The organism is Intestinibacillus sp. NTUH-41-i26, assembly GCF_032769475.1.
GTDB classification, from domain to species: domain Bacteria; phylum Bacillota; class Clostridia; order Oscillospirales; family Butyricicoccaceae; genus Agathobaculum; species Agathobaculum ammoniilyticum.
Window position 1 is genome coordinate 592,433 of sequence record NZ_CP136477.1, and the last position, 23,984, is coordinate 616,416.

At 60.5% G+C, this 23,984-nt stretch carries 27 protein-coding genes, 1 tRNA gene and 1 riboswitch; of the genes, 12 read left to right on the plus strand and 16 right to left on the minus strand.

Annotated elements, in window-relative coordinates; translation table 11 throughout:
* Positions 1-83: 83 nt before the first annotated feature.
* Together RX717_RS02865 and sigK are read right to left on the minus strand one after the other, a co-directional pair.
* A complete protein-coding gene (locus RX717_RS02865; protein ID WP_107631018.1) occupies positions 84-932 on the minus strand; it encodes an aldo/keto reductase in 849 nt (282 codons plus the stop codon).
* Between the two features lie 72 nt (positions 933-1,004).
* Positions 1,005-1,700, minus strand: a complete 696-nt coding sequence (sigK, locus tag RX717_RS02870) for an RNA polymerase sporulation sigma factor SigK (RefSeq protein ID WP_107631017.1) — start codon at positions 1,698-1,700, stop codon at positions 1,005-1,007.
* Positions 1,701-1,847: 147 nt separating this feature from the next.
* Here sigK and yajC point away from each other — a divergent pair, with 147 nt between their 5' ends.
* From yajC to RX717_RS02905, 7 genes are all read left to right on the plus strand, one after another.
* A complete protein-coding gene (gene yajC / locus RX717_RS02875) occupies positions 1,848-2,180 on the plus strand; it encodes a preprotein translocase subunit YajC (protein WP_054326700.1) in 333 nt (110 codons plus the stop codon).
* A 62-nt stretch (positions 2,181-2,242) separates the two neighbouring features.
* A complete protein-coding gene (locus RX717_RS02880; RefSeq protein WP_054326701.1) occupies positions 2,243-2,656 on the plus strand; it encodes a TIGR04086 family membrane protein in 414 nt (137 codons plus the stop codon).
* A gap of 12 nt (positions 2,657-2,668) precedes the next feature.
* A complete protein-coding gene (gene scfA, locus RX717_RS02885) occupies positions 2,669-2,812 on the plus strand; it encodes a six-cysteine ranthipeptide SCIFF (protein WP_078096990.1) in 144 nt (47 codons plus the stop codon).
* Positions 2,813-2,893: 81 nt separating this feature from the next.
* Positions 2,894-4,264: a thioether cross-link-forming SCIFF peptide maturase gene (gene scfB / locus RX717_RS02890; protein WP_107631015.1), complete on the plus strand. Its 1,371-nt coding sequence runs from the start codon at positions 2,894-2,896 to the stop codon at positions 4,262-4,264.
* Positions 4,265-4,373: 109 nt separating this feature from the next.
* Positions 4,374-4,847 (plus strand): hypothetical protein, encoded by a 474-nt coding sequence (locus RX717_RS02895; RefSeq protein WP_054326702.1) that lies wholly within the window; start codon positions 4,374-4,376, stop codon positions 4,845-4,847.
* Between the two features lie 65 nt (positions 4,848-4,912).
* Positions 4,913-5,452: a hypothetical protein gene (locus RX717_RS02900; RefSeq protein WP_107631014.1), complete on the plus strand. Its 540-nt coding sequence runs from the start codon at positions 4,913-4,915 to the stop codon at positions 5,450-5,452.
* An 85-nt stretch (positions 5,453-5,537) separates the two neighbouring features.
* The gene (locus tag RX717_RS02905; protein ID WP_107631013.1) at positions 5,538-5,882 is read left to right on the plus strand and encodes a TIGR04076 family protein; all 345 of its coding nucleotides are present in this window, start codon (positions 5,538-5,540) and stop codon (positions 5,880-5,882) included.
* Between the two features lie 93 nt (positions 5,883-5,975).
* Here RX717_RS02905 and thiC read toward each other — a convergent pair whose 3' ends face one another.
* From thiC to RX717_RS02920, 3 genes are all read right to left on the minus strand, one after another.
* Positions 5,976-7,298: a phosphomethylpyrimidine synthase ThiC gene (gene thiC / locus RX717_RS02910; RefSeq protein WP_107631012.1), complete on the minus strand. Its 1,323-nt coding sequence runs from the start codon at positions 7,296-7,298 to the stop codon at positions 5,976-5,978.
* A gap of 161 nt (positions 7,299-7,459) precedes the next feature.
* Positions 7,460-8,650 carry a 2-iminoacetate synthase ThiH gene (gene thiH, locus RX717_RS02915; protein ID WP_107631011.1) on the minus strand — a complete coding sequence of 397 codons (1,191 nt, stop codon included), beginning with the start codon at positions 8,648-8,650 and terminating at the stop codon, positions 7,460-7,462.
* A gap of 39 nt (positions 8,651-8,689) precedes the next feature.
* Positions 8,690-9,454 (minus strand): thiazole synthase, encoded by a 765-nt coding sequence (locus RX717_RS02920; RefSeq protein ID WP_054326707.1) that lies wholly within the window; start codon positions 9,452-9,454, stop codon positions 8,690-8,692.
* A gap of 99 nt (positions 9,455-9,553) precedes the next feature.
* Between RX717_RS02920 and mscL the strand changes: the two genes are divergently transcribed.
* A complete protein-coding gene (mscL, locus tag RX717_RS02925) occupies positions 9,554-9,970 on the plus strand; it encodes a large conductance mechanosensitive channel protein MscL (RefSeq protein ID WP_054326708.1) in 417 nt (138 codons plus the stop codon).
* A 53-nt stretch (positions 9,971-10,023) separates the two neighbouring features.
* Here the strand turns inward: mscL and thiF are convergent, their stop codons facing one another.
* Both thiF and thiS read right to left on the minus strand, forming a co-directional pair.
* The gene (gene thiF / locus RX717_RS02930; protein ID WP_054326709.1) at positions 10,024-10,659 is read right to left on the minus strand and encodes a sulfur carrier protein ThiS adenylyltransferase ThiF; all 636 of its coding nucleotides are present in this window, start codon (positions 10,657-10,659) and stop codon (positions 10,024-10,026) included.
* A gap of 5 nt (positions 10,660-10,664) precedes the next feature.
* On the minus strand, positions 10,665-10,859 hold the full coding sequence (gene thiS, locus RX717_RS02935) for a sulfur carrier protein ThiS (protein WP_054326710.1): 195 nt from the start codon (positions 10,857-10,859) through the stop codon (positions 10,665-10,667).
* A 73-nt stretch (positions 10,860-10,932) separates the two neighbouring features.
* Positions 10,933-11,035: riboswitch (TPP riboswitch) on the minus strand.
* Between the two features lie 87 nt (positions 11,036-11,122).
* Between thiS and dinB the strand changes: the two genes are divergently transcribed.
* On the plus strand, positions 11,123-12,346 hold the full coding sequence (gene dinB / locus RX717_RS02940; RefSeq protein ID WP_107631010.1) for a DNA polymerase IV: 1,224 nt from the start codon (positions 11,123-11,125) through the stop codon (positions 12,344-12,346).
* 20 nt (positions 12,347-12,366) lie between these two features.
* Here dinB and pdxR read toward each other — a convergent pair whose 3' ends face one another.
* From pdxR to RX717_RS02975, 7 genes are all read right to left on the minus strand, one after another.
* Positions 12,367-13,773: a MocR-like pyridoxine biosynthesis transcription factor PdxR gene (gene pdxR, locus RX717_RS02945; RefSeq protein ID WP_107631009.1), complete on the minus strand. Its 1,407-nt coding sequence runs from the start codon at positions 13,771-13,773 to the stop codon at positions 12,367-12,369.
* A gap of 34 nt (positions 13,774-13,807) precedes the next feature.
* A complete protein-coding gene (locus tag RX717_RS02950; protein WP_242977842.1) occupies positions 13,808-14,185 on the minus strand; it encodes a DUF5655 domain-containing protein in 378 nt (125 codons plus the stop codon).
* A 74-nt stretch (positions 14,186-14,259) separates the two neighbouring features.
* Positions 14,260-14,751 (minus strand): GNAT family N-acetyltransferase, encoded by a 492-nt coding sequence (locus tag RX717_RS02955; protein ID WP_107631008.1) that lies wholly within the window; start codon positions 14,749-14,751, stop codon positions 14,260-14,262.
* Between the two features lie 37 nt (positions 14,752-14,788).
* Positions 14,789-15,733: an AEC family transporter gene (locus RX717_RS02960; protein WP_107631007.1), complete on the minus strand. Its 945-nt coding sequence runs from the start codon at positions 15,731-15,733 to the stop codon at positions 14,789-14,791.
* Positions 15,726-16,190: a MarR family winged helix-turn-helix transcriptional regulator gene (locus RX717_RS02965; protein ID WP_054326715.1), complete on the minus strand. Its 465-nt coding sequence runs from the start codon at positions 16,188-16,190 to the stop codon at positions 15,726-15,728. The genes RX717_RS02960 and RX717_RS02965 overlap by 8 nt, the downstream gene beginning before the upstream one ends.
* 114 nt (positions 16,191-16,304) lie before the next feature.
* Entirely contained in the window at positions 16,305-17,201 is an 897-nt protein-coding gene (locus RX717_RS02970) for a 4Fe-4S dicluster domain-containing protein (protein WP_054326716.1), read from the minus strand.
* Positions 17,202-17,438: 237 nt separating this feature from the next.
* A complete protein-coding gene (locus RX717_RS02975; protein WP_262564370.1) occupies positions 17,439-18,287 on the minus strand; it encodes a glycoside hydrolase family 25 protein in 849 nt (282 codons plus the stop codon).
* A 122-nt stretch (positions 18,288-18,409) separates the two neighbouring features.
* Between RX717_RS02975 and RX717_RS02980 the strand changes: the two genes are divergently transcribed.
* Complete coding sequence (locus tag RX717_RS02980; protein ID WP_054326719.1) at positions 18,410-18,823, plus strand: putative ABC transporter permease; 414 nt, start codon at positions 18,410-18,412, stop codon at positions 18,821-18,823.
* A gap of 80 nt (positions 18,824-18,903) precedes the next feature.
* On the opposite strand, the gene RX717_RS02985 is transcribed toward RX717_RS02980, so the two are convergent.
* Positions 18,904-18,977 (minus strand) — tRNA-Gly (locus RX717_RS02985).
* Positions 18,978-19,168: 191 nt separating this feature from the next.
* On the opposite strand from RX717_RS02985, the gene RX717_RS02990 reads away from it, so the two are divergent.
* Both RX717_RS02990 and RX717_RS02995 read left to right on the plus strand, forming a co-directional pair.
* A complete protein-coding gene (locus RX717_RS02990; protein WP_107631004.1) occupies positions 19,169-20,053 on the plus strand; it encodes a hypothetical protein in 885 nt (294 codons plus the stop codon).
* 36 nt (positions 20,054-20,089) lie between these two features.
* Positions 20,090-21,871 carry an S-layer homology domain-containing protein gene (locus tag RX717_RS02995; protein WP_054326720.1) on the plus strand — a complete coding sequence of 594 codons (1,782 nt, stop codon included), beginning with the start codon at positions 20,090-20,092 and terminating at the stop codon, positions 21,869-21,871.
* Between the two features lie 69 nt (positions 21,872-21,940).
* Here the strand turns inward: RX717_RS02995 and RX717_RS03000 are convergent, their stop codons facing one another.
* Positions 21,941-23,920 carry a fructose-1,6-bisphosphatase gene (locus RX717_RS03000; protein ID WP_107631003.1) on the minus strand — a complete coding sequence of 660 codons (1,980 nt, stop codon included), beginning with the start codon at positions 23,918-23,920 and terminating at the stop codon, positions 21,941-21,943.
* Positions 23,921-23,984: the final 64 nt, after the last annotated feature.

Consider the following 23,984-nt stretch of genomic DNA (forward strand, 5'->3'; position numbering starts at 1 on the left):
GAAAAAGCAGCTTTCCTTTGCGGAAAGCTGCTTTTTTTCTGATTCAGACACAGGCTTGCGCGCGGGTCGTGCCGCCCTTTCCATTAATATACCAGGTGATCGGGGTCGAGTCCGGACCATCCGCAGCCGGTCAGGGCGTCCAACGTCCGCATATCTGCTTCGTCAAGCGAAAAATCAAAAAGCCGTGCGTTTTCCGCAATGCGGGCGGGCGTGACGCTTTTGGGAAGCGGGATCACGTCATGCTGCAGCGCCCAGCGCAGACAGAGCTGCGCGACCGAGCGGCCGTATTTTTCCGACATGGCCTGGATTTCTGGCACCTGGAATATGCGGCCCGAGCCGAGCGGGCTCCAGCCCTCGACGGCCATGCCGTGCGTGCGGCAGAACGATACGGTCTCCTGCTGCGCCATGCCGGGATGGAACTCGATCTGGTCAACCATGGGCTTGACCGTACAGGAGCGCAGGATGTTTTCGATATGCCTGGGCCGGAAGTTTGACAGGCCGATCGCGCGGACCTTGCCGGCCTGATACAACGCCTCAAACGCGCGCCAGGTTTCAAGGTTGACCTCCTGCCAGTTGTCAAAGTATTTGGGGTCGTGCGGCCAGTGGATCAGGTAAAGATCCACATAATCCGTTCCCAGCGCGCAGAGAGAGCGGTCGCATGCGGCGAGCGTGGAACGGTAGCCCTGATCGGGATTCCACAGCTTTGTGGTGAGGAAAAGCGCGCCGCGCGGGATGCCGGAGGCGGCGACGGCCTCGCCCACGGCCTGTTCATTGTGGTAGGCGGTTGCGGTGTCGATATGCCGGTATCCCGCGGCGAGCGCAGCGGCAACCGAAGCGGCCGCCTGACTGGCGGGCGTTTTCCATGTGCCGAAGCCGACACAGGGGATGGCGGTGCCGTTTGCAAGCGGGATGCGGTCCTGGATATGGTTCATGGCGCTGGCTCCTTTTTCACATCTTTTCCTCAGTATAGCATAAACCGCGCCGTGCGGCAACAAAAGGCGCCGCTACGCCTGTTTGAGCGCGTCGCGCAGCTTCTCCAGCGCCCGCTTTTCGATGCGGGATACATAGCTTCGGGAGATCCCGAGCTGCTTGGCGATCTCCCGCTGGGGCAACGGGGCGGGCAGTCCCAGACCGTAACGCAGGCGGATGATCTCACGCTCTCGCGGGGAGAGACTGTGAGCGAGCGCTTGGTGCATGGCGTCATACCGGTCGTGGTCGTCAACCGCGGAAAGCCCGTCGTCCTCACAGCAGATTACGTCCTGCAGCGCGAGCGCGTTGCCGTCCCCGTCGGTGTCCAGCGCGTCCGAGAGCGACAGCTCGCCCGCGGATTTCCGCTTTTGGCGGAAGTGCATGAGCAGCTCGTTTTGGATACATTTGGAGGCATAGGTGGCCAGCTTGATGTTTTTATCCGGCTTGAAGGTGTTGACCGCCTTGATCAGCCCGATGGTGCCGATCGAGATTAAGTCGTCCTGTTCGGCGCTGGCGGCATAATATTTTTTGACGATATGCGCGACCAGCCGTAGGTTGTGCTCGATCAGCAGCGCGCGGGCCTTTTCATCCCCCTCCTCCTGCATCCGGCGCAGTAGCCGGCTCTCTTCTTCCGGCGTGAGCGGCTTGGGGAAGGAACCGTCTGCGCCCTGCACGCGCAGGACGAAGAAAAAGAATGCGCCGCCGAGCGCGAGCAGGGCGGGAAACAGCATAGGGCATGCACCTCGTTTCGGTTGGAATACCGCTACCCTATGCGCGCCGCAGGATGTCCTATGCCTGAGAAAATAGGGCTTGTATTTTGGCAAAATATCCAGTATAATATTAATACTAACGGCAAAATGCACGAGGAGGTGTAACAAATGCCAGGTGGACAGGAATACCTGAATGCAATCATGAGCTTTGCTCCGCTGGTCATTATCATCGTTCTGTTCTATTTCCTGCTGATCCGTCCGCAGCGCAAGCGCGACAAGGCGGAACGCGAGATGCGCAACTCGATTGCGGTGGGCGATGAGATTTCTACGATCGGCGGCTTCATTGGCCGTGTCGTCAACATCAAGGACGACGTGCTGATCATCGAGTCGTCGAACGACCGCACCAAGCTCAAGATTTACCGCTGGGCGATCCGCGGCAAGGAGGCCGAGCCGACCGAAACGGTCGAAGCCCCCAAGGATGCCAATAAGGACGCTAAGTAATATCCTTGATGCTTGCCGAATATGCTAAACTATCATATGTTCGGCGGGAGGATGCGTAAGCTATGAGAAAAACCAATGAGGGCCGGTCGCCGGCCGGCATTTTGTTGCCGTCCGCAGCGGCTGGCTTGTTGACAACCCTGTTTCTGATGCTGGTGGGAGCGGTTTTTGTCCAGCGCGGGACGCTGGAAGAAGGGCTGATCGCTCCGGTTGCCCTGGCCTTTCTGGCGCTTGGCTGTCTGGCAGCGGCGTTTATTTCCGCAAAGCGCGCCTCCGGCGGCAGATTCTTCTGGGCGCTCGGCGCGGGGATGTTGGTTTTTCTGATCCTGCTGGCCACAGGAGCCGCGCTGCTCGACCAGCCGGCACATATCGTACGTATTGCGATCAGCCTGCTCTGCGCGCTGGCCGCTTCGGCGCTCGGCGGCTTGGCGGGCGCCAGTATGCGCAAGAAAAAGCGTTACAGTCATTTGAAAAAGTAGGAGGGAATTATCATGAAGCATGTATCCACGCTGACCTCTGCCACCCTGAAGCAGACCGCGGCCCACGGCGGCTGCGGCGAATGCCAGACTTCCTGCCAGTCCGCCTGCAAGACCTCTTGCACGGTGGCCAACCAGAAGTGTGAACACGCGAAGTAACCGCGGGTTCCATGAAGTCAATCGCAAGGCGTGCCGGTCAAGGCGCGCCTTGTTTGCTGTATTATCGGAGGAAATAATAAAATGATCCATCGTTATGTGAAAAACGGGCTGCACTTCGTGCTGGATGTCAACTCCGGCGCGGTGCATGTGCTGGACGAGCTGTGCTATGCCGTGTCCGGTCTGATCGATGCCGATATGGCGGAAGCATGCCCGCAGGCGATCGTGGACGCATTGCCGCAGTATCCGGCGGAAGAGGTGCGCGAGGCCTATGGCGAGCTGTACGAGCTGAAGCGGGCTGGCCTGCTGTTTGCGGAGGACGACTATATCGATGTCAGCCGCTACATACCGGTCGGCGCGCCGGTCAAGGCGCTTTGCCTGCATGTCGCGCATGACTGCAACCTCAGGTGCAAATACTGCTTTGCATCCACTGGCGATTTCGGCCAGGGGCGCAAGATTATGCCGCCGGAGATTGCGAAAAAGGCGATCGATTTTGTGATCGCGCGTTCGGGAAAGCGGCATAATATCGAGGTGGACTTCTTCGGCGGCGAGCCGCTGATGGCGTGGGATACGGTTGTCCAGACGGTCGATTATGCCCGCAGTCTGGAGGAAAAGCATGGCAAAAAGTTCCGCTTTACCATCACCACCAACGGTTTGCTGCTTGATGCGGACAAGCAGGCGTATATCAACGAGAATATGGATAACGTCGTGCTCTCACTCGACGGGCGCCCGTCGGTCAACGATGAGTTCCGCAAGACCGTGTCCGGCGCGGGCAGCTATGACGTGATTGTACCTAAGTTCAAGGCGCTGGTCGATGCCCGTGATCCGGAAAAGGACTATTATGCGCGGGGTACGTTCACCTCGCACAACCTGGACTTTGCCGAGGACGTCGTCCATATTGCGGACGCGGGCTTCAACCGCCTTTCGGTCGAGCCGGTCACAGCGGACCCGGGCTGCGGCTATGACCTGACCGAGGCCGACCTGCCCCAGATAGAGGCCGAGTACGACCGCCTGACCGAGATCATGCTGGAGCGGAAAAAGGCGGGGAAGCCGTTCTCATTTTTTCACTTCATGGTCGATCTGGACCAGGGACCGTGCGTGGTCAAGCGGCTGCGCGGCTGCGGCGCGGGCTACGAGTATGTCGCGGTCACGCCGGACGGCGACATCTATCCCTGCCACCAGTTTGTCGGCAAGGAGGAATTCAAGCAGGGCAGCGTACTCGACAAGTCGTTCGATATGGACATCGCGGCCCGCTTTGCTGGCATGAATATTTATTCGCGCCCCAAGTGTCAGAAATGCTGGGCAAAGTTCTACTGCTCGGGCGGATGCTCGGCGGCAAATTACAATATGAACCACGATATGAACGATTCCTACGATCTGGGCTGCGAAATGGAGCGCAAACGCCTGGAATGTGCAATCTACTTGAAAGCAATGGATAAAATGTGCAATAATTGAGCACAGTGCCGATTAAGGTGAAGTTTTTGTAAAATTCGTTGCAGATGTGGTATATTGTGCCGTATAATGAATACTGTATTTTTCAGTGCTTCGTAAAGGAGATGATGGTATGCCGCATAATATCCGTGTAGCTGTAATCGGTGAGGATGAATATGTGCCGCGCCTAGTCCGCGCGATTCTGGACCGGCAGATCATCCCCGCCGGCAATATGTTCCTGTCCGAGCAGGACAAGGCGGCGGTCGAAGCGGCCGCGGGGCGCGGTGTGCAGCTCTGCGAAAGCAGCGCCGCGGCCGTGGTCAACAGCGAGATCGTGCTGGTCTGCGCATCCAGGCGTGAGATGGGGACCGAGCTTGCGCCGATTTCCCAGTGTACCCGCGGGCGGACGCTGGTCACCATCTGCGACAGCGGCGCAGTGGATATCGCGTTCGTCAAGGAGCGCGTGGTCTTTGGGACGGAGATCATCGCCGCTACCATCCACCGCGGCGAGGACGGCGGCCTGTATGCGACCTATGCGATCGACGACGGGGTGCGGCTGTTCCTGCACCAGCCCTGCCGCGATATGGTGGACGCGCTCTGCCGCTGAAGCGGGTTCTAAAAATTCCGAACCGAGAATATGCTGTTTCATGACCTTCCGTGAGGGGGAGACGTATGAAGAAACAGCATATTCTCGGTTTTTTTGATTCCCTGGTGCGCACGCCGGCGTTCCTGTTCCTGTGCGCCATGTTTTTGTGCGGCGCGCTGGCGGGCGGACTCACCGGCCTGCATGCCAGCGAGGGAGACAGTGCGGTCGAGCTGACCACCATGCTTGCAGCGCTGCCGGGGCAGGCGGTGAAAAGCGTGCTGTGCGCGGTGCTATGGGTGGCGCTGCCGCTGGTATGCGTGCTGCTGCGTCCGGCGGCGTTTTTCCTGTCCGGACTGGCAGCGGCGCGCGGCTTTGTGCTTGCGCTGACCGTAGCGGTCGGCGTCGGGCGGGAGGAAAGCCTGCTGCTTTCGCTGTGCGCGGCCGGCATACCCGCTGTGCTCAGCGTTTCCGCCCTGCTGGCGGCCTGCGCGATGGTGTGGCAGAGCGGGGAAACGACGGGGCGGTATTCGCTGCGTACCTGCCGCACACCGTATGCGCTCTGTATCCTGCTGGCCGTCTGCGGCGCGCTGCTCCGCGTGGGCTTTGCCGCGCTGTGGAGCCTGTGACGCGTGGCGGGACCGGATATTTCCCGACGAGGGCTTGCCCGCGCTTTCCCTTTTATAGTACAATGGGAAAAGGAGGGATAAGGATATGAACAAGGTAAAAATCACGGTGCTGAAAACCACGCTGGATGAAGAGCTCGCGCGGGAGTATGGGGCCGAGGGGCTGAAGGCCTGCCCGATGCTCCGCGAGGGACAGGTGTTCTACGCTGATTACGCCAAGCCGGACGGGCTGTGCGACGAGGCGTGGAAAGCCATCTACCAGTATGTATTCGCGCTGGCACACGGCGCGGGAAGGGAAACGTTTTATTATGGCGACTGGATCCGCAAGCCGGGCGTAGCGATCTGTAGCTGCAACGATGGGCTGCGGCCGGTCATCTTCAAGCTGGAGGCGACGGAGGAGCGGTCGGAAATCGATTATACCCCCTGCCGGTAAACAGGCTGCCGCGTGGGAAGCGTAAAAAAACAGGCCGCGCCGCGGCCTGTTTTTCTTATCTTCTGGAAGGCGGGCCTGCCGGAACGGTCTGCATCAGCAAGCGCCCTTTTCGCTGCAGAACGCAATCTTTTTCCCTTCCAGAATGAGGTTGGTCGTGCGCACGGCGCACATTTTGCCGCACATCGAGCATTGGTGCCGTTCGCTCGGCGGCACCTGGTTGTAAAATCGCTCGGCCTTTTCCGGATCGAGCGCGAGCGAGAACTGTCGTTCCCAATCCAGCCGGTGACGGGCCTCGGCCATAGCGTTGTCGCGGTCGCGCGCGCCGGGCAGGCCGAGCGCGATATCCGCCGCGTGCGCCGCGATTTTGCTGGCAGCGATCCCCTCGCGTACGTCGTTCTCATCCGGCAGGCGCAGATGCTCGGCCGGTGTGACGTAGCATAGGAAATTCGCGCCGGCCTGCGCCGCGATTGCGCCGCCGATCGCCGAGGTGATATGGTCATAGCCGGGCGCGATATCGGTTACCAGCGGGCCGAGGACATAGAACGGCGCGCCGTGGCACAGGCGCTTCTGCAGTTTCATGTTGGCTGCGATTTCGTCCATCGCCATATGGCCCGGCCCCTCGACCATGACCTGCACATCGCGCGCCCAGGCGCGGCGTGTCAGGCTGCCCAGCTCGATCAGCTCGCTGAGCTGGCCCGCGTCCGAGGCGTCGGCCAGGCAGCCGGGGCGCAGCGCGTCGCCGAGCGAAATGGTCACATCGTATTGGCGCAGGATGTCAAGCACATCGTCGTAATACTCGAAGAACGGGTTCTCGTGGCCGGTCGTCTGCATCCACGCGAACAGCAGCGAGCCGCCGCGCGATACGATATTCATTTTGCGCCCCTCGCGCATGAAGGCCTCGACCGCGCGGCGGTTGAGGCCCGCGTGGATGGTCATGAAGTCCACTCCCTCCCTGGCGTGCGCCTCTACCACGCGCAGGAAATCCTGCGCGGAGATCTCCAGCAGGTCCTTTTCCAGATACCCGATTGCATCGTACATGGGTACCGTGCCGATCATGGCGGGAGAAAGGTCGATGAGCTGCTGGCGGAACGTATTGGTCTTGCCGTAGTTGGACAGGTCCATGATGGATTCCGCGCCCATATCGATGGCCATGCGTACCTTGCGCATCTCCATCTCATAATCCTTGCAGTCGCCCGAAATGCCGAGGTTGACGTTGATCTTGACACGGGTGCCGTCGCCCACCGCCTCCGCGGACAGACTTTTGTGGTTGATGTTGGCCGGAATCGCAATCGTACCCTTTGCGACGCGTTCCATGATGAACTCGACCGGACGGTTCTCCTTTTTGGCGACCGTTTCGATCTCCGGCGTGACGATGCCGCGCTTGGCGGCGTCCATCTGGGTTGCATAGTTTCTCATGGCTTGCTGATGCTCCTTTTCTTATATTGTCACCCGAACACGGCGTTTCCCAGACCGCCGCAGCATGCGGTGCGCTCTGTCCGCGGCGGCGCGCCGTGTTCCGGCGGCTGACAAAAGGCTGCGGGAGAAAGTCCCCCTCCCGTGTGGGATGCCTGCGGTGGTCAGACGTACAGATAATCGGCCATGACCGGCTGAAGCCCGTGCCGGCAGATGGCATCATAGACCTCCTCGACCGAGCGCTCGTCCGAGATTTCAAACTGCTCGTCGCCCTTTTCCTCGCCCGAATGGCCGCCGATACCCACATCGACGCCTGCTGAGATCTTGGTCGCGGCGATGCCGATGATGTTGTCACGGAAGTCCGCGCGCTCGCGCGTCGAAATCGTGATGGACGCGAACGGCATGAATATGCGGTAGGCGCACACGACCTGCAGAAGCTGCGGCTCGTGTACGTCCTTCGGCCCCACCTTGTCGTTGTTGATGATCGGCCGCAGACGCGGGCAGGAGAACGCGATCTCCGCGTGCGGGTACTTGCGCTGGATGAGGTGGGCGTGCAGGCCGGTCGCGAACGCGTCCCTGCGGAAGTCGGACAGGCCGAGCAGCGCCGCGAAGCCCACGCCGCGCATGCCGCCCATCAGCGCACGCTCCTGCGCGTTCAGGCGGTAGGGGAAGATGCGCTTATGTCCGCCAAGGTGCAGGGTCTTGTATTTGTCCGCGTCGTAGGTTTCCTGGAATACGGTCACATAATCCACGCCGCACGCATGCAGGTAGGCGTATTCCTCTACGTTGAGCGGATAGATTTCGACGCCGATCACACGGAAATACTTGCGCGCGCACCTGGCCGTCTCGCCGATGTAGGAAACCGGCGACATGGAGCGGCTTTCGCCGGTGAGCAGCAGGATTTCCTGCAGGCCGGTGGCCGCGATCGCCTGCAGCTCCCGTTCGATCTCCTTCGCGTCGAGCTTGGCGCGGCGGATCTTGTTATGGCAGTTGAAGCCGCAGTAGACGCAGTAGTTTTCACAGTAGTTGGCGATGTACAGCGGGGTGAACATCTGCACCGAGTTGCCGAAGTGCTTCCGCGTTTCGGCCTGCGCGCGCCGCGCCATCTGTTCGAGGAAAGGCGCGGCCGCAGGCGACAGCAGCGCGGCGAAATCCTCGGGCTGCAGCACATCACGCTGCAGCGCGCGCTGCACATCCGCGGCGGTGTAGCGGTTCGCGTCGTAGGCGTTCATACGGGCGATAACCTCGTCCTGTATTTCCGAGCCGATGTCGTCCATGCCGGGCTGGTACGCCATGTGGTCGGTTTCGGCGGTGATATAGCTTGCGGAGACGATCTCCGTCTTGTTGTCGTTCATGAAAAAGTTCCTTTCCTGCGGTTTTCGGGGGGACGCGGCTCAATCGTGCAAAAAGCCGGTCAGCGGGGAGGAGGCGGACGCGGTTTCGCGCACGCGCCCTAATCCGGCGAGATACGCCGTGCGGCCCGCTTCGATCGCCTGCCGGAACGCTGCCGCCATCGCCGGAATGTCGCCCGCGGTGGCGATCGCGGTGTTTGCCATGACCGCGGCCGCGCCCATTTCCATGGCTTCGCAGGCCTGCGAGGGGCGGCCGATGCCTGCGTCCACGATGATGGGCAGGTCGATCTCGTCGATCAGGATCTGGATGAATTCCCGTGTCGTCAGGCCCTTGTTCGTACCGATCGGCGCACCGAGTGGCATGACGCACGCCGCGCCCGCGCCGGCCAGGTCGCGGGCAACATTCAGATCAGGGTACATGTACGGCATGACGATAAAGCCCTCTTTGGCGAGGATTTCGGTCGCGCGTATGGTTTCCTGATTGTCGGGCAGCAGGTATTTGCTGTCGCGCATGATCTCGATTTTGACAAAGTCGCCGCAGCCACATTCGCGCGACAGGCGCGCGATGCGCACGGCCTCCTCCGCGTTGCGCGCGCCCGAGGTATTGGGCAGCAGGGTCACGCCCGAGGGGATATAGTCCAGAATGTTGGCCACGCCGCCTTCATTCGCACGGCGCAGCGCGAGGGTAATGATCTGCGCGCCCGCGTGATGTACGGCGGCGTTGATCAGGTCGAGCGAATATTTGCCCGAACCGAGGATGAAGCGGGAGGTGAATTCATGCCCGCCCAGAATCAGCTTGTCTGCCATAAAAAGCACTCCTTTTTTTGTGAATTTTTGCTTGACCGGCTCGAAAAAGGTCGATATACTATGAAAAGGGAGAAAAATAAAAGATTTTGAGGTGCCAGTATGAAAAAGTTTATTGAGGAATTCAAGTCCTTCGCGCTGCGCGGCAACGTGATGGATATGGCGATCGGTGTTATCATCGGCGGCGCGTTCACCAGCATTGTGACCTCGCTGACCGATAACCTGATTAACCCGCTCCTCGGCTTGGCGGGCAACACCGACCTGAGCGCGTTCACACTGCAGATTGCGGGAATCGAACTCAAGTACGGCGCGTTCCTGACCTCGGTCATCAATTTCCTGATTATGGCGTTCGTGCTGTTCTGCATGCTCAAGGCGGTCAACAAGCTGACCAGCCTGGGCAGAAAGCCGGACGCGCCCGCCGCCCCGACGACCAAGAAATGCCCGTATTGCTGCAGCGATATCCCGATCGCGGCGACCAAATGCGCGCACTGCGCCTCTGAGTTGCCCCGTGAGGAGTAAGCGCCGACCCCATCCGGAAAAAGGCCCGCAGGGCCTTTTTCTTTTTTTGCCCGTTACGGTTCGTGCTCGCCTAGCAGCAGGCGCAGCGTCATGGCCGCCTGGTGCGCCGCGCAGACTGCGACACGCGGCGCCATCAGCCCCAGCCCGTCGGATACATCGCTCATTCCGTCCCCGCAGAGGTACAGGCGGCCGAACCGCCGTTCCGTGCGGATGGCGTTGGCCGAGCCGAAGCCTGCCATGCCGCTGCCGGAGACGATAGGGGTTTTCGGCTGCTGTTCGAGCAGCGTTTCGATCAGCATGGCTTTCTGGTCGGGGCGGTCGAACGCCTCGCATACCACGTCGCAGCCCGCGAACAGACGGGCGGCGTTTGCCGGAATGATGCGCTCGGTATACGTTTCGTAATTTAAGTATGGATTGATTGCCTCTAGTTGTTCCAGGAGGGCGAGTGTTTTGGGGATGCCGATGTCTTTCATGGTATAGTGCTGGCGGTTGAGGTTGGTCACATCGACCACGTCGAAATCGACAAGCACTAGCCGGCCGACCCCGAGCCGCGCGAGCGATACGGCAATATGGGAGCCGAGTCCGCCCAGCCCCGCGATGCCGACCGCGGCGCGGTCGAGCTGCGCCTGAACAGCGGCGCCGTGCCGGCCGGAGAGCGCGTCGTGCAGCTCTTTCTGTGTTAAAACCATCGTATTCAGCCTCCGCCCACGAACTGTACGATCTCGACCGTGTCGGCGTCGCACAGCGTCTCCTCTGCAAAGCGGCTGCGCGGGATGATATGCCCGTTCTTTTCCACCGCCACGCGCTGCGGGTCAAGGCCGCGCGACTGCACAAGGGCCTGCACGGTCAGTAACGCAGGGCAGGGCTGTGTTTGTCCGTTTACTTTCATCAAAATACCCCCTCTTTTCCGCAAGAAAAAATGCCTCGGTTTCACCATGCGGTAAAACCGGGGCATTTGAATGTTCTGCGATGCGACAGCTTCCCTACGATGGTGTTAACCAACAGGTTCAAAAGGTTAGGCTCTCGCCCTCTCAGCCGCTCATCACGGCACCCTTGCTTGCAAACTCAGTATAGACCTGATCGGATACGGTTGTCAAGACGGAATTTTCACGGTATAATAAAAGAAACAAATGTTCGGTGGGAGGGGATGCTGTGGAACGCACGATCCTGCACTGTGACTGTAACGCGTTTTATGTCTCGGTGGAGACGCTACTCGACCCCACGCTGGCCGAAGGGCCGAGCGCGGTCTGCGGCGATCCGGAAAGCCGGCGCGGCATCATCCTTGCAAAAAATGAGAAAGCGAAAGCGTTCGGTGTACAAACGGCCGAGACCATCTGGCAGGCCAGGCGTAAGTGTCCAGACTTACGCCTGGTCGCGCCGCACCGGTCGGAGTATGTCAAATATTCACGCCGGTGCAACGAGTTGTACCTACAGTATACCGATCTGGTTGACCCGTTCGGTATTGATGAATCCTTTCTGGATGTAACCGGAACGGCACATCTGTTCGGCACGGGGGAGCAGATCGCGGACGAGCTGCGCCGCCGCATGCGCGTGGAGGTAGGGCTGACGATCTCGGTGGGCGTGTCGTTCAACCGCGCGTTCGCCAAGCTGGGCAGCGATTACAAAAAGCCGGACGGGACAACCGTGTTTTCGCGCGGGAATTACAAGGACAAGGTCTGGCCGTTGCCGGTCAGCGCGCTGCTGTATGTGGGTCGGCATGCGCTGGATAAGCTCAGCCGCCTGGGCGTGTATACCATAGGCGATCTGGCCGTGTGCGACCCTGCGTTCCTGCACGGCGTTTTCGGGAAAATGGGCGACACCCTGCTGTGCTACGCCCGCGGGGAGGACGACGAGCCGGTGCGCCCGTTTTACGAGGAGCGCGAGGTCAAATCCGTGGGGAACAGCATGACATTCGCGCATAATCTGGTGGGCGAGGACGAATGCCGGATGGGGCTGACCGCACTGTGCGACAATGTCGGCCGCCGCTTGCGGCGGCATGGGCTGGTGTGCCAGACCGTGCAGCTCGGCATCCGCGATCCGGAATTCCGCAACCGCTCGCGGCAGGTCACGCTGGAACGCCCGACCAATTCCACGCGCGCGCTGATCGATATTTCCATGGCCCTGTTGCGCGCGCACTGGCAGATCGGCAGGCCGATCCGGCTGCTGTCGGTCACGGCGGCGAACCTGCTGCCCGAAGCGCAGTCGTGCGAGCAGCTTTCCCTGTTTGACGCAGCGGAAGCGCGGCAGGCGCGCGAAAAGCAGCGCCGGCTGGACCGGACGGTGGATGCACTGCGGGAGCGGTTCGGAGACCAGTCGGTGGTGTTCGCCCACTCGGTAAAGAAAGAGGATAAGGAAAAAGAAGAAAATAAGCCCTGACAGTATCAGGGCTTATTGCTTCAGCGGCCGTCCCAGGCCTGACGCAGAAGCGCGGCGGCTTCGTCGATCTGGCGCTCGGTCAGGCCGGCGTAGCCGAGCACCAGCGTGGCCCGCGGCGGCTTGACCGGCGGCGTGTAATAGGCGGACAGACCGTAGACCCGCACCCCGACCGCGCGTGCCCGGTTGATCAGCTCGCCTTCCAGCATGCCGCTGCGCATATGCAGCAGCAGGTGCAGTCCGGCTTCGGAGCGCGAAACCTCGTGCGGCAGGCCGGCCAGCTCCCGGTCGAGCGCGGCCATGAGCGCGTCGCGCCGCGCTTGGTACACCTTGCGGCTGCGGCTGATATGCCGTTCGAAGCCCCCCGTGCGCATAAACGCGGCGAGCGTATGCTGGTCAAAGCTGGGTACGGTGGAGGAATAGAGCGAGAACTGCGCGCGGTAGCGGGCCATGAGCGCGTCCGGCAGCACCAGATAGCTGATGCGCAGGCCGGGCGCCAGGCTTTTGGCGAAGGTGTTGACATACACCACGCGGCCTGCGCGATCCAGCTCGCCCAGCGCGGGGATGGGGCGGGAGGCATAGCGGAACTCACTGTCGTAATCATCCTCGATGATATACCGGTCCGGAGCGGCGGAGGCCCAGCGCAGCAGCTCGAGCCGCCGCGCCGCGGGCATGACCGTGCCGAGCGGGAAATGGTGTGAGGGCGTCAGGTAGACCACGGAGGCGTCGCTCGCGGCGAGCGCATCCGCGCGCAGGCCCTGCTTGTCCAGCGGGATCGGGCGCGCTGTGATGCCGTTCACCGCGAAGATCTGGTACAGCTTGCGGTAGCCGGGGTTTTCCAATGCGTACACACGGTCGCGGCCCAAAAGCTGGATGACCAGATGCATCAGGTATTCCGACCCCGCGCCCACCAGAATATTGTCCGGCGACACGTTGATTCCGCGAAAATCGTACAGGTAGCGAACGATCTCCGCGCGCAGCTCAGACGCGCCGCAGGGGTCGGTCGCGCGCAGCAGGCGGTCGGAGTATTCGCTCAGCACGCTGCGCGATAGGCGCGCCCAGGTGGAAAACGGGAAGCAGCCGTTGTCCACGATGTTGGTGCGGAAATCATAACGGCAGACCGGCTCCGGAGCGTTACGCTGCGGTGCCTGCGCAGCCGCAACGCGGGGCGGGGCGGCCGGCACAGCGAGCTGACGCTGCACAAAATAGCCGCGCCGCGGCTCGGAAACCAGATAACCTTCGGCCAGAAGCTGGCTGTAAGCGGTTTCGACCGTGATCTGACTGATGCGCAGGTTGGCGGCGAGCTGCCGTTTGCTGGGCAGGCGTTCGCCGCCCGCGAGCGTGCCGGACATAATATCCGCGCGCACCGCGCGGTAGAGTTGTTCATACAGCGGGGTTTTGGCGTGCGGATCGAGATGATAGGTGAGCATAGAACCTCCTTGCAGGGTGTGGCCAAAAGTGGGCTTATTTGGCCGCCGCAAATGCGGCGGCTTCTGTTATCCAGCCCATCAGCTCCGCATCGAGCTGTGTCTCATCTGAGAGAAGTAGATGGTGCGTCCATCGGTTGGGGTACGGCTCGACCGCCATCCAGATGCGCGGTGAGGATATCCGGTACGGCAGCCCGATGCTGACCACGACAGACGGCTCGCCGACCTTGCGGCGCGGCAGGGAGACAAACGCAAACCCGTGCCGGTTTTCCAGGGTGATCTGGCTTTTCAGCACGCGGATATGGGTATCCGGACGGGCAGCCAGCACCTTGGCGGCAAAAGCCTGGTACAGTTCAAGCTCGCGCGGGCGGCGGTCAAAAAAACGCAGTACATCCATCGCAGAAAAATCCGGCATAGCAAATCCCTCCATGCTGGCATTGTTATCTTTACAATACCAGTATGAAGGGATAATGTCAATGATATATACGGTCACAGAACATGGTAGTGCGGGATGATATCCTCGTACCGGCCGTCCTTCCTGCGGAAGCCGCCGGGGATGACGCCGAGCTGTACAAAGCCGAGCCGCCGGTACAGCGCGAGCGCGGGCGCGTTGGTGCGGACGACCGCGTTGAATTGCAGCACACGGAAGCCGAGGTCCTTGGCGGCTTCCATGCAGTGCCGCACGAGCGTCTCCCCGATATGCTGCCCGCGCAGCCCGCTTTTTACGGCATAGCTCGCGTTGCAGATGTGGCCGCATCGGCCCACGTTGTTGGGATGCAGGATATAAAGGCCGACGGCCTGGCCGCTCTCCTGATCGACCGCAACGCCGGTAAAGGACTGCTCGCTAAAGAACGCCAGACCGGAGGGATGATCGAGCGTCTCGGTCTGCGGGAAAGCCATGCCCTCCTCGACGACCTCGTTCCAGATTGCGACCGCCGCCGCATTCAGCGACGGCTCAAATTTTTTGACAATAATATCCATGGTGAAGACTCCTTTTGGCTGCGTGCGGACACGGCGGTCAGACCAGTCCGAGCACGCGTACGATGTACAGCAGTACGGTCAGCGTCACCGCGCTGAACGCGGTGGTCACAACAACGATGGAGGAGGCGAGTTCCGCATCCCCGTGCAGCTTTTTCGCCATAACGTAGCCGGCCGGAGGGGCGGGCGTGCCAAGCATAATCAGGATGGTCACAAGCGCCTGCCCGCGGAAGCCCATCCAGACAGCAACCGGCAGGAACACGATCGGCAGGCCGACCAGCTTGATGAACGACGCAGCCGAGGTTGGTACGATCTTCTTGAACGCTTTGGCGCCCTCAAAGCTCGCGCCGATACTGAGCAGGGCGAGTGGCGTGGCGCAGTTTGCCAGCGCGTCGAGCGTTTTGGCCACCATGGCGGGGAACTCGACCTGCAGGAAAGAGAACGGCAGCGCGATCAGGATGCCGAGGATGATGGGGTTGGTGACTACGCCGTGAAGCGTGCGGCCCGCAAGCCCCTTTTTCTGAGAGGGTCCGGCGGCGCTCAGCGTGAGCGCAACGACCGAGAAAATATTGAACAGTGGTACGCTTGCCAGGATCATCAACGGCACTAGGCCGGCGTTGCCGTAAAGGTTCATCATAAAAGCCATGCCGAGGATCGCCTGGGAGCCGCGGAAAGCACCCTGGGTGAACGCGCCGACCATGGCCTTTTCGGGCAGCAGCAGGCTCGCGCCCGCCCAGATCACGAAGAACGAGAGCAGCGTCGCGCAGAAGCAGAACAGGAAAAAACGCAGGTCGAACTGCTCGGCGATGCTGTTAGAGGAGATGCTGCGGAAGAGAGAAATGGGCAGCAGCAATTTGAACACCAGGTTGTCCATATCCTTCATCGTGGCGGGAGAGAAAAAATGCCACCGCTGCAGCAGCTTGCCCAAAATAATCAGGACAAAAATTGGTACGGTGGCGTTGAGACAGAAAATCAGGTTATCCATTTGCGGCGCCCCCCATTCCGGCCTCTTCCTGCTGGAAGAAGTCCTGCAGCTTTTCCAGGCTCTGCGCCAGAATAGCAGCCTGCTCGGGCGAGAGCGTGTCCATGACCGACGCGATCATGCGGTCGTGGAACGCGCGGTGGTATTCGTAAGCCGCGCGACCCTTGTCGGTGAGCGTGACGTTGACCACGCGACGGTCGCTTTTGTCGCGCGAGCGCCGCACGAGATCTTTTGCCTCCAGCTTGTCGCAGGCCACGGTCAGGGTGGCCAGCGTGACGCCGATTGAGCGCGCGACCTCGCTCATGCGGATCGGCTCAAGCGCTCCGATTTTTTCGATGATATGGATTTCGGTGATCGAAACCGCGCTGCCCAGGCCTTCTGCCATGACGCGCTCCTCAATTTTATTGATGCGGCCGAACATATCGACCAGAAAGGAATTGAGCTGCTCTGCGCTGGCCATATATGCACCGCCTTCCCATCAGTTACTTATACTAACTAAATATTAGCATACCAAAACAAAAAAAGCAATAAAAAGGGCTTCCCTTTTGGGGGAAGCCCGAAAAAACAGGGAAGCTCAGTCCGCGAGAAGCTGCTGCTGCACGGTTTCAAAGCCCAGGCGGGCGATGGTGTCCGAAAAGCGCTCGCCCTGCCTGCCTTGGTCGCGGAACAGCGTCAGCGCGCGTTCGATGACCGCGAGCACCTCGTCCTTATCGGTGAAAATGCGGTCGAGCTTGCGGCCCATAGCGGTGCGCTTGCCCCAGCGCCCGCCGATATAGACCGCATAGCCCTGCACCTTGGCGCCGACCACGCCGAACGGACACTTCTGGTAGCAGCGCCCGCAGTGGTTACAAGCCTCGCTGTTGAAATCCAGCTTGCCGTCGCCCAGCTTGCTGGCGCCGATCGGGCAGGCCTTTTCAATTTGGCAGACCTTGCAGCCGCGGCACTTGTCCATATCGTGGGCGGGTACACGCTGGCCGATGACGCCAATATCGTTCAGGTCGGGCTTGACGCAGTTGTTCGGGCAGCCGCCGACCGCGATCTTGAACTTGTGCGGCAGGCGCTCCTCATGCCAGCCGATAAAAAACTTGTCGTGTATCTCGCGCGAGAGCGCATAGGTATCGATCAGGCCGTACTGGCAGGTTGTACCCTTGCAGGAAACGACCGGCCGGACCTTTGGGCCGGTGCCGCCGGTTTCCAGGCCGTGCTCCTTGAGGAACGCGCGCATCGGCTCGATATTGTCATAGGGGACATGCTGGATCTCGACGGTCAGGCGGGTGGTCATGGCGATTTCGCCGTTGCCGAAGCGCTCGGCGGCTTCGGCGATCGCGCGACTTTCCGCGGCGGTGATCTTACCGTTACGGGTGATGACGCGGCCGTTAAAGCAATCCTTTGTGTTCTTATCCCGCAGGAAGCCAAGCCCTTTAACGCGCTTGATATCCTCGGCGGAGGGGATCGTACCCGCTGTGTTCATAATATTCCTCCTTGTCCTGATGCGGTTGGGGCGCTGTGCGGCGCGCCGCGCCGGTACGCGGCGGCACATGTGAAAGGACCGCACACTGTCTTTGTTTTTATTGTAACAGGATTATGCGGGGATAGCAATTATAATCTCAAGCAGGCGTGGTAATATCAGCCTTTTACGGCATAGGCTCCCATGATTGGGGGATTTATAAAAAAACCAGCCTCCGCAGGAGGCTGGTTTGCCGGATGCTCATTCCGCGGGCAGGAACAGCAGGTTCAGGTCGACCGGCCCTTCGATGCCGGAAATCCGGCCCTCGTCCGTATACTGCCACATGGCGAAGCCGCCCGGAAGGGAGGGGCTTGCCGTATAGTCCGCATACCAGACCGGATAGTGGTCGAGCTTTTCCATATCGTACATATTGTGCGCCCAGTCGGTATTGACATAGATCATGGGCAAGTAGCCGGCCTTGTAAATGCGCCGGCAGAAAGCGAACGCGTTCAGCGTCGCCTGTTCGCCGCTCAGGCCGTCCGTCCGCGTCTGACCCGCTGAGTATTCCTCCTGGTCGTATACAACCGGATACCCGACCGGATAGTCGCGGATCAAATCGAGCAGGTAATCGGCCTCCTCCTCGGCCTCGGCTTCGTTCAGGGCCTGGGAGTAAAGGTAGACGCCCACCTGCAGGCCGGCGTCCGCGGCGCCCTGGATATTTTTTTCAAACGTATCGTCCGGCACGAGCCGGCCGGTTTCATAGCCGCGGTAGGCGGCGCGGATGATGGCGAATTCCGCGCCCGATTCCTTGACCGCCTGCCAGTCGATTTCCCCTTGGAAGGTGGAAACGTCGATGCCCGGCGAGGCGATAATATTTTTTCCGCTGTCCTCATATGTATAGAACGGGCTGCCGGTCTGCAGCAGGACATGATCCACCTGGATATTGCGCAGGCCGAGCGCGTTTTTGATGATGCTGTGGTGGGCGTGGTATGCCACGAATATGGTTACTGCGGTAGACACGAGGAAAACAGCGGCCAGCGCCAACAGCAGCAGCCGCCTGGATTTTTTCGCGCGGCGCTGCGGCCGGCGGGGGTAAAGAGGCTGACTCATAGACACTCCTTGAAGCATTGGTTAGGATATAAGGCATTATACCACAGGGAATTTTGTTTTTCCACAAAAAACGCAGGATTTCGACGATCAGGCGGTTAGACAGGCGGCAGGAGGGGGAAGAAATGAAGCGATCGGTTGTGGAGCATGCCGTGTTCGGCGTGTTGGGCGGCTTGGTCTACATGGGGATAGAGGTGTTGTGGCGCGGCCGCAGCCATCCGACCATGCTGCTGCTGGGCGGCGTGTGCTTTGTCGTGATCGGGCGGCTCAACGAGCGGCAGGGCTGCGCGCCGCCGCTCTGGGCGCAGGCTGCGGCCGGCGCGGCGGCGGTGACGTTGCTGGAACTGGCGACGGGGCTGATCGTAAACAGGTGGCTGGGATGGAATGTGTGGGATTACAGCGATATGCCCCTCAATTTTATGGGGCAGATCTGCCTGCCTTACAGCTTGGCATGGCTGCTTCTGAGCGCCGTGGCCGCAAGGCTGGAGGACGGGCTGCACGCCCTGGCGAACCGCATATGGATAGCGGTATGGCGATAAGGGAATGCATCCCGACCAGCGCCGGAAGGGCAAGCCGGTAAAACAAGGCCCCCCTGTTTTCAGGGGGGCCTTTCGGGATATGGAGCGGATGATGGGAGTCGAACCCACCTATGCAGCTTGGGAAGCTGCCGTTCTACCGATGAACTACACCCGCGGATAACGCTTTTATTGTAACCGCCGGCGCGCTATTTGTCAAGAGCCGGATTGAAACGAAATAAAATTTGGGGGAGGCGGCCGGCAGGGCGGCGGACAAAAAAGAGCGGGGAAAGCATCCTTTCCTTTTGCCGCGTGGTATGCTATACTGTATGATAGTTGGAAATCACAGACCGGCGGAGAGGAGAGCTCATGTTCAAAAGAAGAAATAAACCGGCAAAGGCAGAAAGCGCGGTAGAAACGCGCAGGCGGGTGCGGCGGCGGCTGACCATCCGCGGCGTGCTGTCCTTTTTTATCATTCTGACGTTCATCCGTTCGGCTTTCATGCACCGCTATGAGAATATGTTCGTGGCGCTGCTCGCGCTGATCCTGTTCTGCGTACCCATGCTGATCGAGCGCAGCTTGGCAATCGATATCCCGCCTTTGATGGAGGGGATCATCTACTGCTTTATCTATGCGGCGGAAATACTGGGCGAAATCAACTCGTTTTATACGATCATACCCGGCTGGGACACCATGCTGCACACTATCAACGGCTTTCTGGTCGCGGCGGTCGGCTTCTCCCTGATCGATCTGTTCAACCGGAGTGAGCGGTTTTCCTTTAAGCTGTCGCCGCTGTTCCTGGCGATCGTGGCGTTCTGCTTTTCCATGACGGTTGGCGTTTTGTGGGAGTTTTTTGAATTCGGCATGGATCAGTTTTTCGGAACGGATATGCAAAAGGATTTCCTCGTCCAAACGGTCAATTCCGTGTCCCTCAACCCCACGGGTCTCAACACGGTCGTGCATGAACCGATCGAGAGCCTGATCGTTAACGGGAAGGACTGGATGCAGTTCCCAGGCGGCTATCTGGATATCGGCCTGATCGACACGATGAAGGATCTGCTGGTGAATTTTGTCGGCGCGGTCATTTTTTCCGCGATCGGGTTCTTTTACGTCAAGACCCGCGGCAGGGGGAAGCTGGCGGCGTCGCTTATCCCCATCGTGCTTGATCCGGATGAGGCGGAGCAGCAGGATAAAACGGAAAAAACACAAAAAAACGCGGGGGACAGGGAACCGGACGGCGGCGGCTCCGTCTAACCCTTCAGAGAATCAGGAAAGGGGAATCCCAAACACATGAAAAAAAGACTGACCGCGGCTTCGCTTGCGGCGCTGATGGCGGTAACGACACTGCCGATTTCCGCATGCGCCGCCGCCTCGAATGAAACAGACGGCGCGCCCGTGCCGCAGCTTAATACGGCCGACCACATGCAGTATATGAACGGCTATGCGGACGGCACGTTCCGGCCGGATATCCCGATCATCCGCGCGGAGGCGTGCAAGCTGATCGCTTCACTCCTGACCACAAAAGCGGCAAACGGGGATCATCTGTTCACGGATGTGGACGTTTCCGCGTGGTACGCGGACGCGGTGCGCCAGATGGCTGGCTTCGGCCTGGTGAGCGGCTATGCGGACGGCACGTTCCTGCCGGACATGGCGATTACCCGCGCGGAGTTCGTCACCATCCTCGCGCGCTTCCCGCATGATGATATCGGCACGGAGCGGACGTTTGCCGACGTACCCGCCTCCCACTGGGCGCACGGCGCGGTGCAGACCGCGCTGGCGCAGGGCTGGATCTCCGGCGACCCGTCCGGCCTGTTCCGGCCGGACGACCCGATCACCCGCGCGGAAACCGTCGCCATCCTCAACCGCGTGCTGGGCCGTGCGGGCGACGCGGTGACGGCTGCTACCAGCGAGGGCATCCGCATCATGCCGGACGTGCCGGATACGCACTGGGCTTATCTGGACATGCTGGAAGCGACCACAGACCACGAATATGAGATAACCGACGGGATCGAGAGCTGGACCGGCTTTGACAGGGAGGTTTCCGGTCTGGCGGAAGGTTGGCAGAACATAAGCGGCATGCTGTTCCATGTCAACGCGGACGGGCAGTTTGATCACAACGTGGTGATCGACAATCTGGAGCTGGACCGTAACGGCCGCTACACGACCGGCTCGGAGGAGCTGGATCGGTTGCTCGCTCCGGCGGTGGGCAACGTGCTGAAGGACGGATTGACCCAGATGGAGCGCCTGAGGGCGGTATACTTGTACGCCAAGGGTTCGTTTGGCTATCTGGGCATTGGCGAGGTCGATACCTCCAAGGCCGGCTGGGAGATCGAGCAGGCGATCAACATGCTCAAAACGGGCAGGGGAAACTGCTACTCCTGGGCATCCCTGTTCACCTATCTGGCGCGCCAGGTCGGCTATGATGCCAAGACGGTCGTCGGCACGGGCGTCAGCCCCAAGGGCAGCGAATCGGTACACGCTTGGACCGAGATCACAATCGACGGCACAGCCTATACATTCGACCCGCAGATCGAGAGTGTTTACGCCGCCCGTTATGACGAGTACTACGACCTGTTTATGAAGCCCTACGGCGAAGCGGAATGGGGCTACAAGAAATCCGACGAGCCTCAGTCGCCGGAGGAACCGCAGGAGCCGGAGGCGGACGCCGCTCTGGTTTCGCTGATGGAAAAGGTCTATGGCAATAAGCCGTACGGCGGCATGGTCATGCAGACTCCGCTGTACAGCGGCATGGGCGCGGACGGCATGAGCCGCGGGCTGCAGTGGTACCTCGGCACCGAGGATATCGCGTTTGAGGCCGGCCTTGCCTCCGAGTCCGCGATCACCTCGCAGGCGCACTCGGTGGTCCTGCTCCGCCTTGCGGACGGTGCGGACGTGGACGCGGCCAAGAGCAAGCTGGCCGAAAGCGTGGACCCGCGCAAGTGGATCTGCGTGGGCGTGGCGGACGAAAACGTCAAGATCGACAGCGTCGGCAATCTGGTCTGCGTAATCATGGATGATGAAAACGCGGACTATTATCTGGAAAATTTCCGCTCGATCGCCGTAGCGGAGTAAGCGTTGCTATGAAAAAACCGCAGCCGTCAGGCTGCGGTTTTTTGCTGTGTGTGGACGGACGGGCGGCGCCTATTCGGCGCCGCTGTTATCCTCCTTGATCTCGCCGCGCCGGAACGCGGCCAGCAGGTCCTTGAGGTCGTCGATTGTCTGCTGAAGCGCGCGGCCGTTGTCGGTCTCGCTGATGCGGATGCGGTTTTCTGACCGGTCGAACGCCATGGAGGTGGACAGGATATCCTTGTTGTCCCGAATGGCGTTGCGTCTGCCTGGAAACGGCTCGTGTGCCGTGATGTGGATGCCCCAGGAATCGTATACCAGCGTATAGCCCGCGATGCCGGTGGTGGGCTGGTACGCGCGGCAGAAGCCGCCGTCGATCACGATCAGGCGGCCGCCCGCCTTGATCGGGCTTTCTCCGTCCTTGGTCTTGACCGGCACATGGCCGTTGACGATATGGCAGTGCTCGCCCTCCAGCCCGAATTCGCGCAGAATGCGCACGCACACGGCGTCCTCGTTGTAGAAGGAATAGTAGGGGTTTTTTGGCTCGGCCCAGGTCGCCTGATCGGCGATCAGGCGGCGCTCAAACGTTGCGATATGGTCGCGGCCGAACGAGGGGGAGTTGCGCCCGCACCACAAAAACCATAGGAAATCCTTGCCGAACTGCCGCTCCGGCGTTCCCTCGCGGGCATAATAGCCTTGTCGCGCGGCGGTTTCGCACCAGTCCATCAGCGCCTTGCCGGAAAGCGTTTTCCCGCCGAACGAGAACGTGAGGAATTCTCCCCTGTCGTCCATCGGGATGCAGCCGTGGTACAGAAGGTTGCCGTTGAAGCACTTGTACAGCCCGCCCTTGGAATAGAGGAAGCGGATATGACGCTGGAGCTTTTCACTGCGCAGGAACGAGTTTTTGAGCTGCCCCATCAGCTCGGCCTCGGCTTCGGACAGGCGGTAGGGGTCGGCAGGGTCGATGGTCGGGAAATCGCAGTCGCGCAGCGGGTAAACGCCCGAGGGGAGCCGCACCGTGCCGCCTGAGAAGTCGATTTTGTCGAGCAGCAAGCGGTCGTCCATGCGGAACGAGGGGTTGCGCATGATGGTCTGACCCTCCAGCTTGAACTGGATGACCGCGATTGCCTTGTGCATGCGCGCGGCGCGGGTGACATCCACCTTGGACTGCTCGCCCTCCTCCACGGTCTTGGGGAGAAAGCAGGATATGTCCGAGCCGCGGTAGGTTTCATCCGCGAACAGCGCGAGCGGGCGTAGGCTGATGCCGTAGCCGGTCTCGATGACATCCAGATTGTTGTAGGTGATCGAGTTGCTCAGGACGGTTGCGATGCAGGTGCGGCTGCCCGTGGCGGCGCCCATCCACAGCACGTCGTGGTTGCCCCATTGGATATCGACCGAGTGGTGCTCCATCAGTAGGTCCATGATGATGTCCGCGCGCGGGCCGCGGTCAAAAATATCGCCCACGATGTGCAGGTGGTCGACGACCAGGCGCTTGATCAGGTTGCACATGGAGATGATGAATTCCTCCGCGCAGTCGGTTTCGATGATGGAGGCGATAACCGTGTCGAAATACTCGCGCTTGTTGAAGATATCATTGTTTTTGTTGAGCAGCTCGTTGATGATGTCACCGTTCCAGACGGGCAGCGCGCGGCGCACCTTGGCGCGCGTATATTTGGAGGCGCACAGGCGGCAGATCTCGATCAGCCGGCGCAGGGTGATGCGGTACCACTCCGCGCGGTTAGGGGCCGCGTCGGCCAGCTCGGAAAGCTTTTCCTCCGGATAATAGATGAGCGTGGCGAGCCGCGCGCGCTCGTCCGCGGGCAGAGCGTCGCGCAGCACGATGTCCACCTTTTCCCGCACAGCGCCCGAAGCGTTGTTCAGGATATGCACGAAAGCCTCGGCCTCGCCGTGCAGATCGCTCATGAAATGCTCGGTGCCCTTGGGCAGGCTGAGGATGGCCTGTAGGTGGATGATCTCGCTGCTGGCCGCGCGCACGTTGGGATACTGTTGTGCGAGCAGGCGCAGGTATTTCTGTCTTTCGGTGCGGTTGTCCATGAAAACGCCTCTTTCTGCATGTGGTTTGGTCTGATTCCAGTATGACATAAAACCGGACGGAACT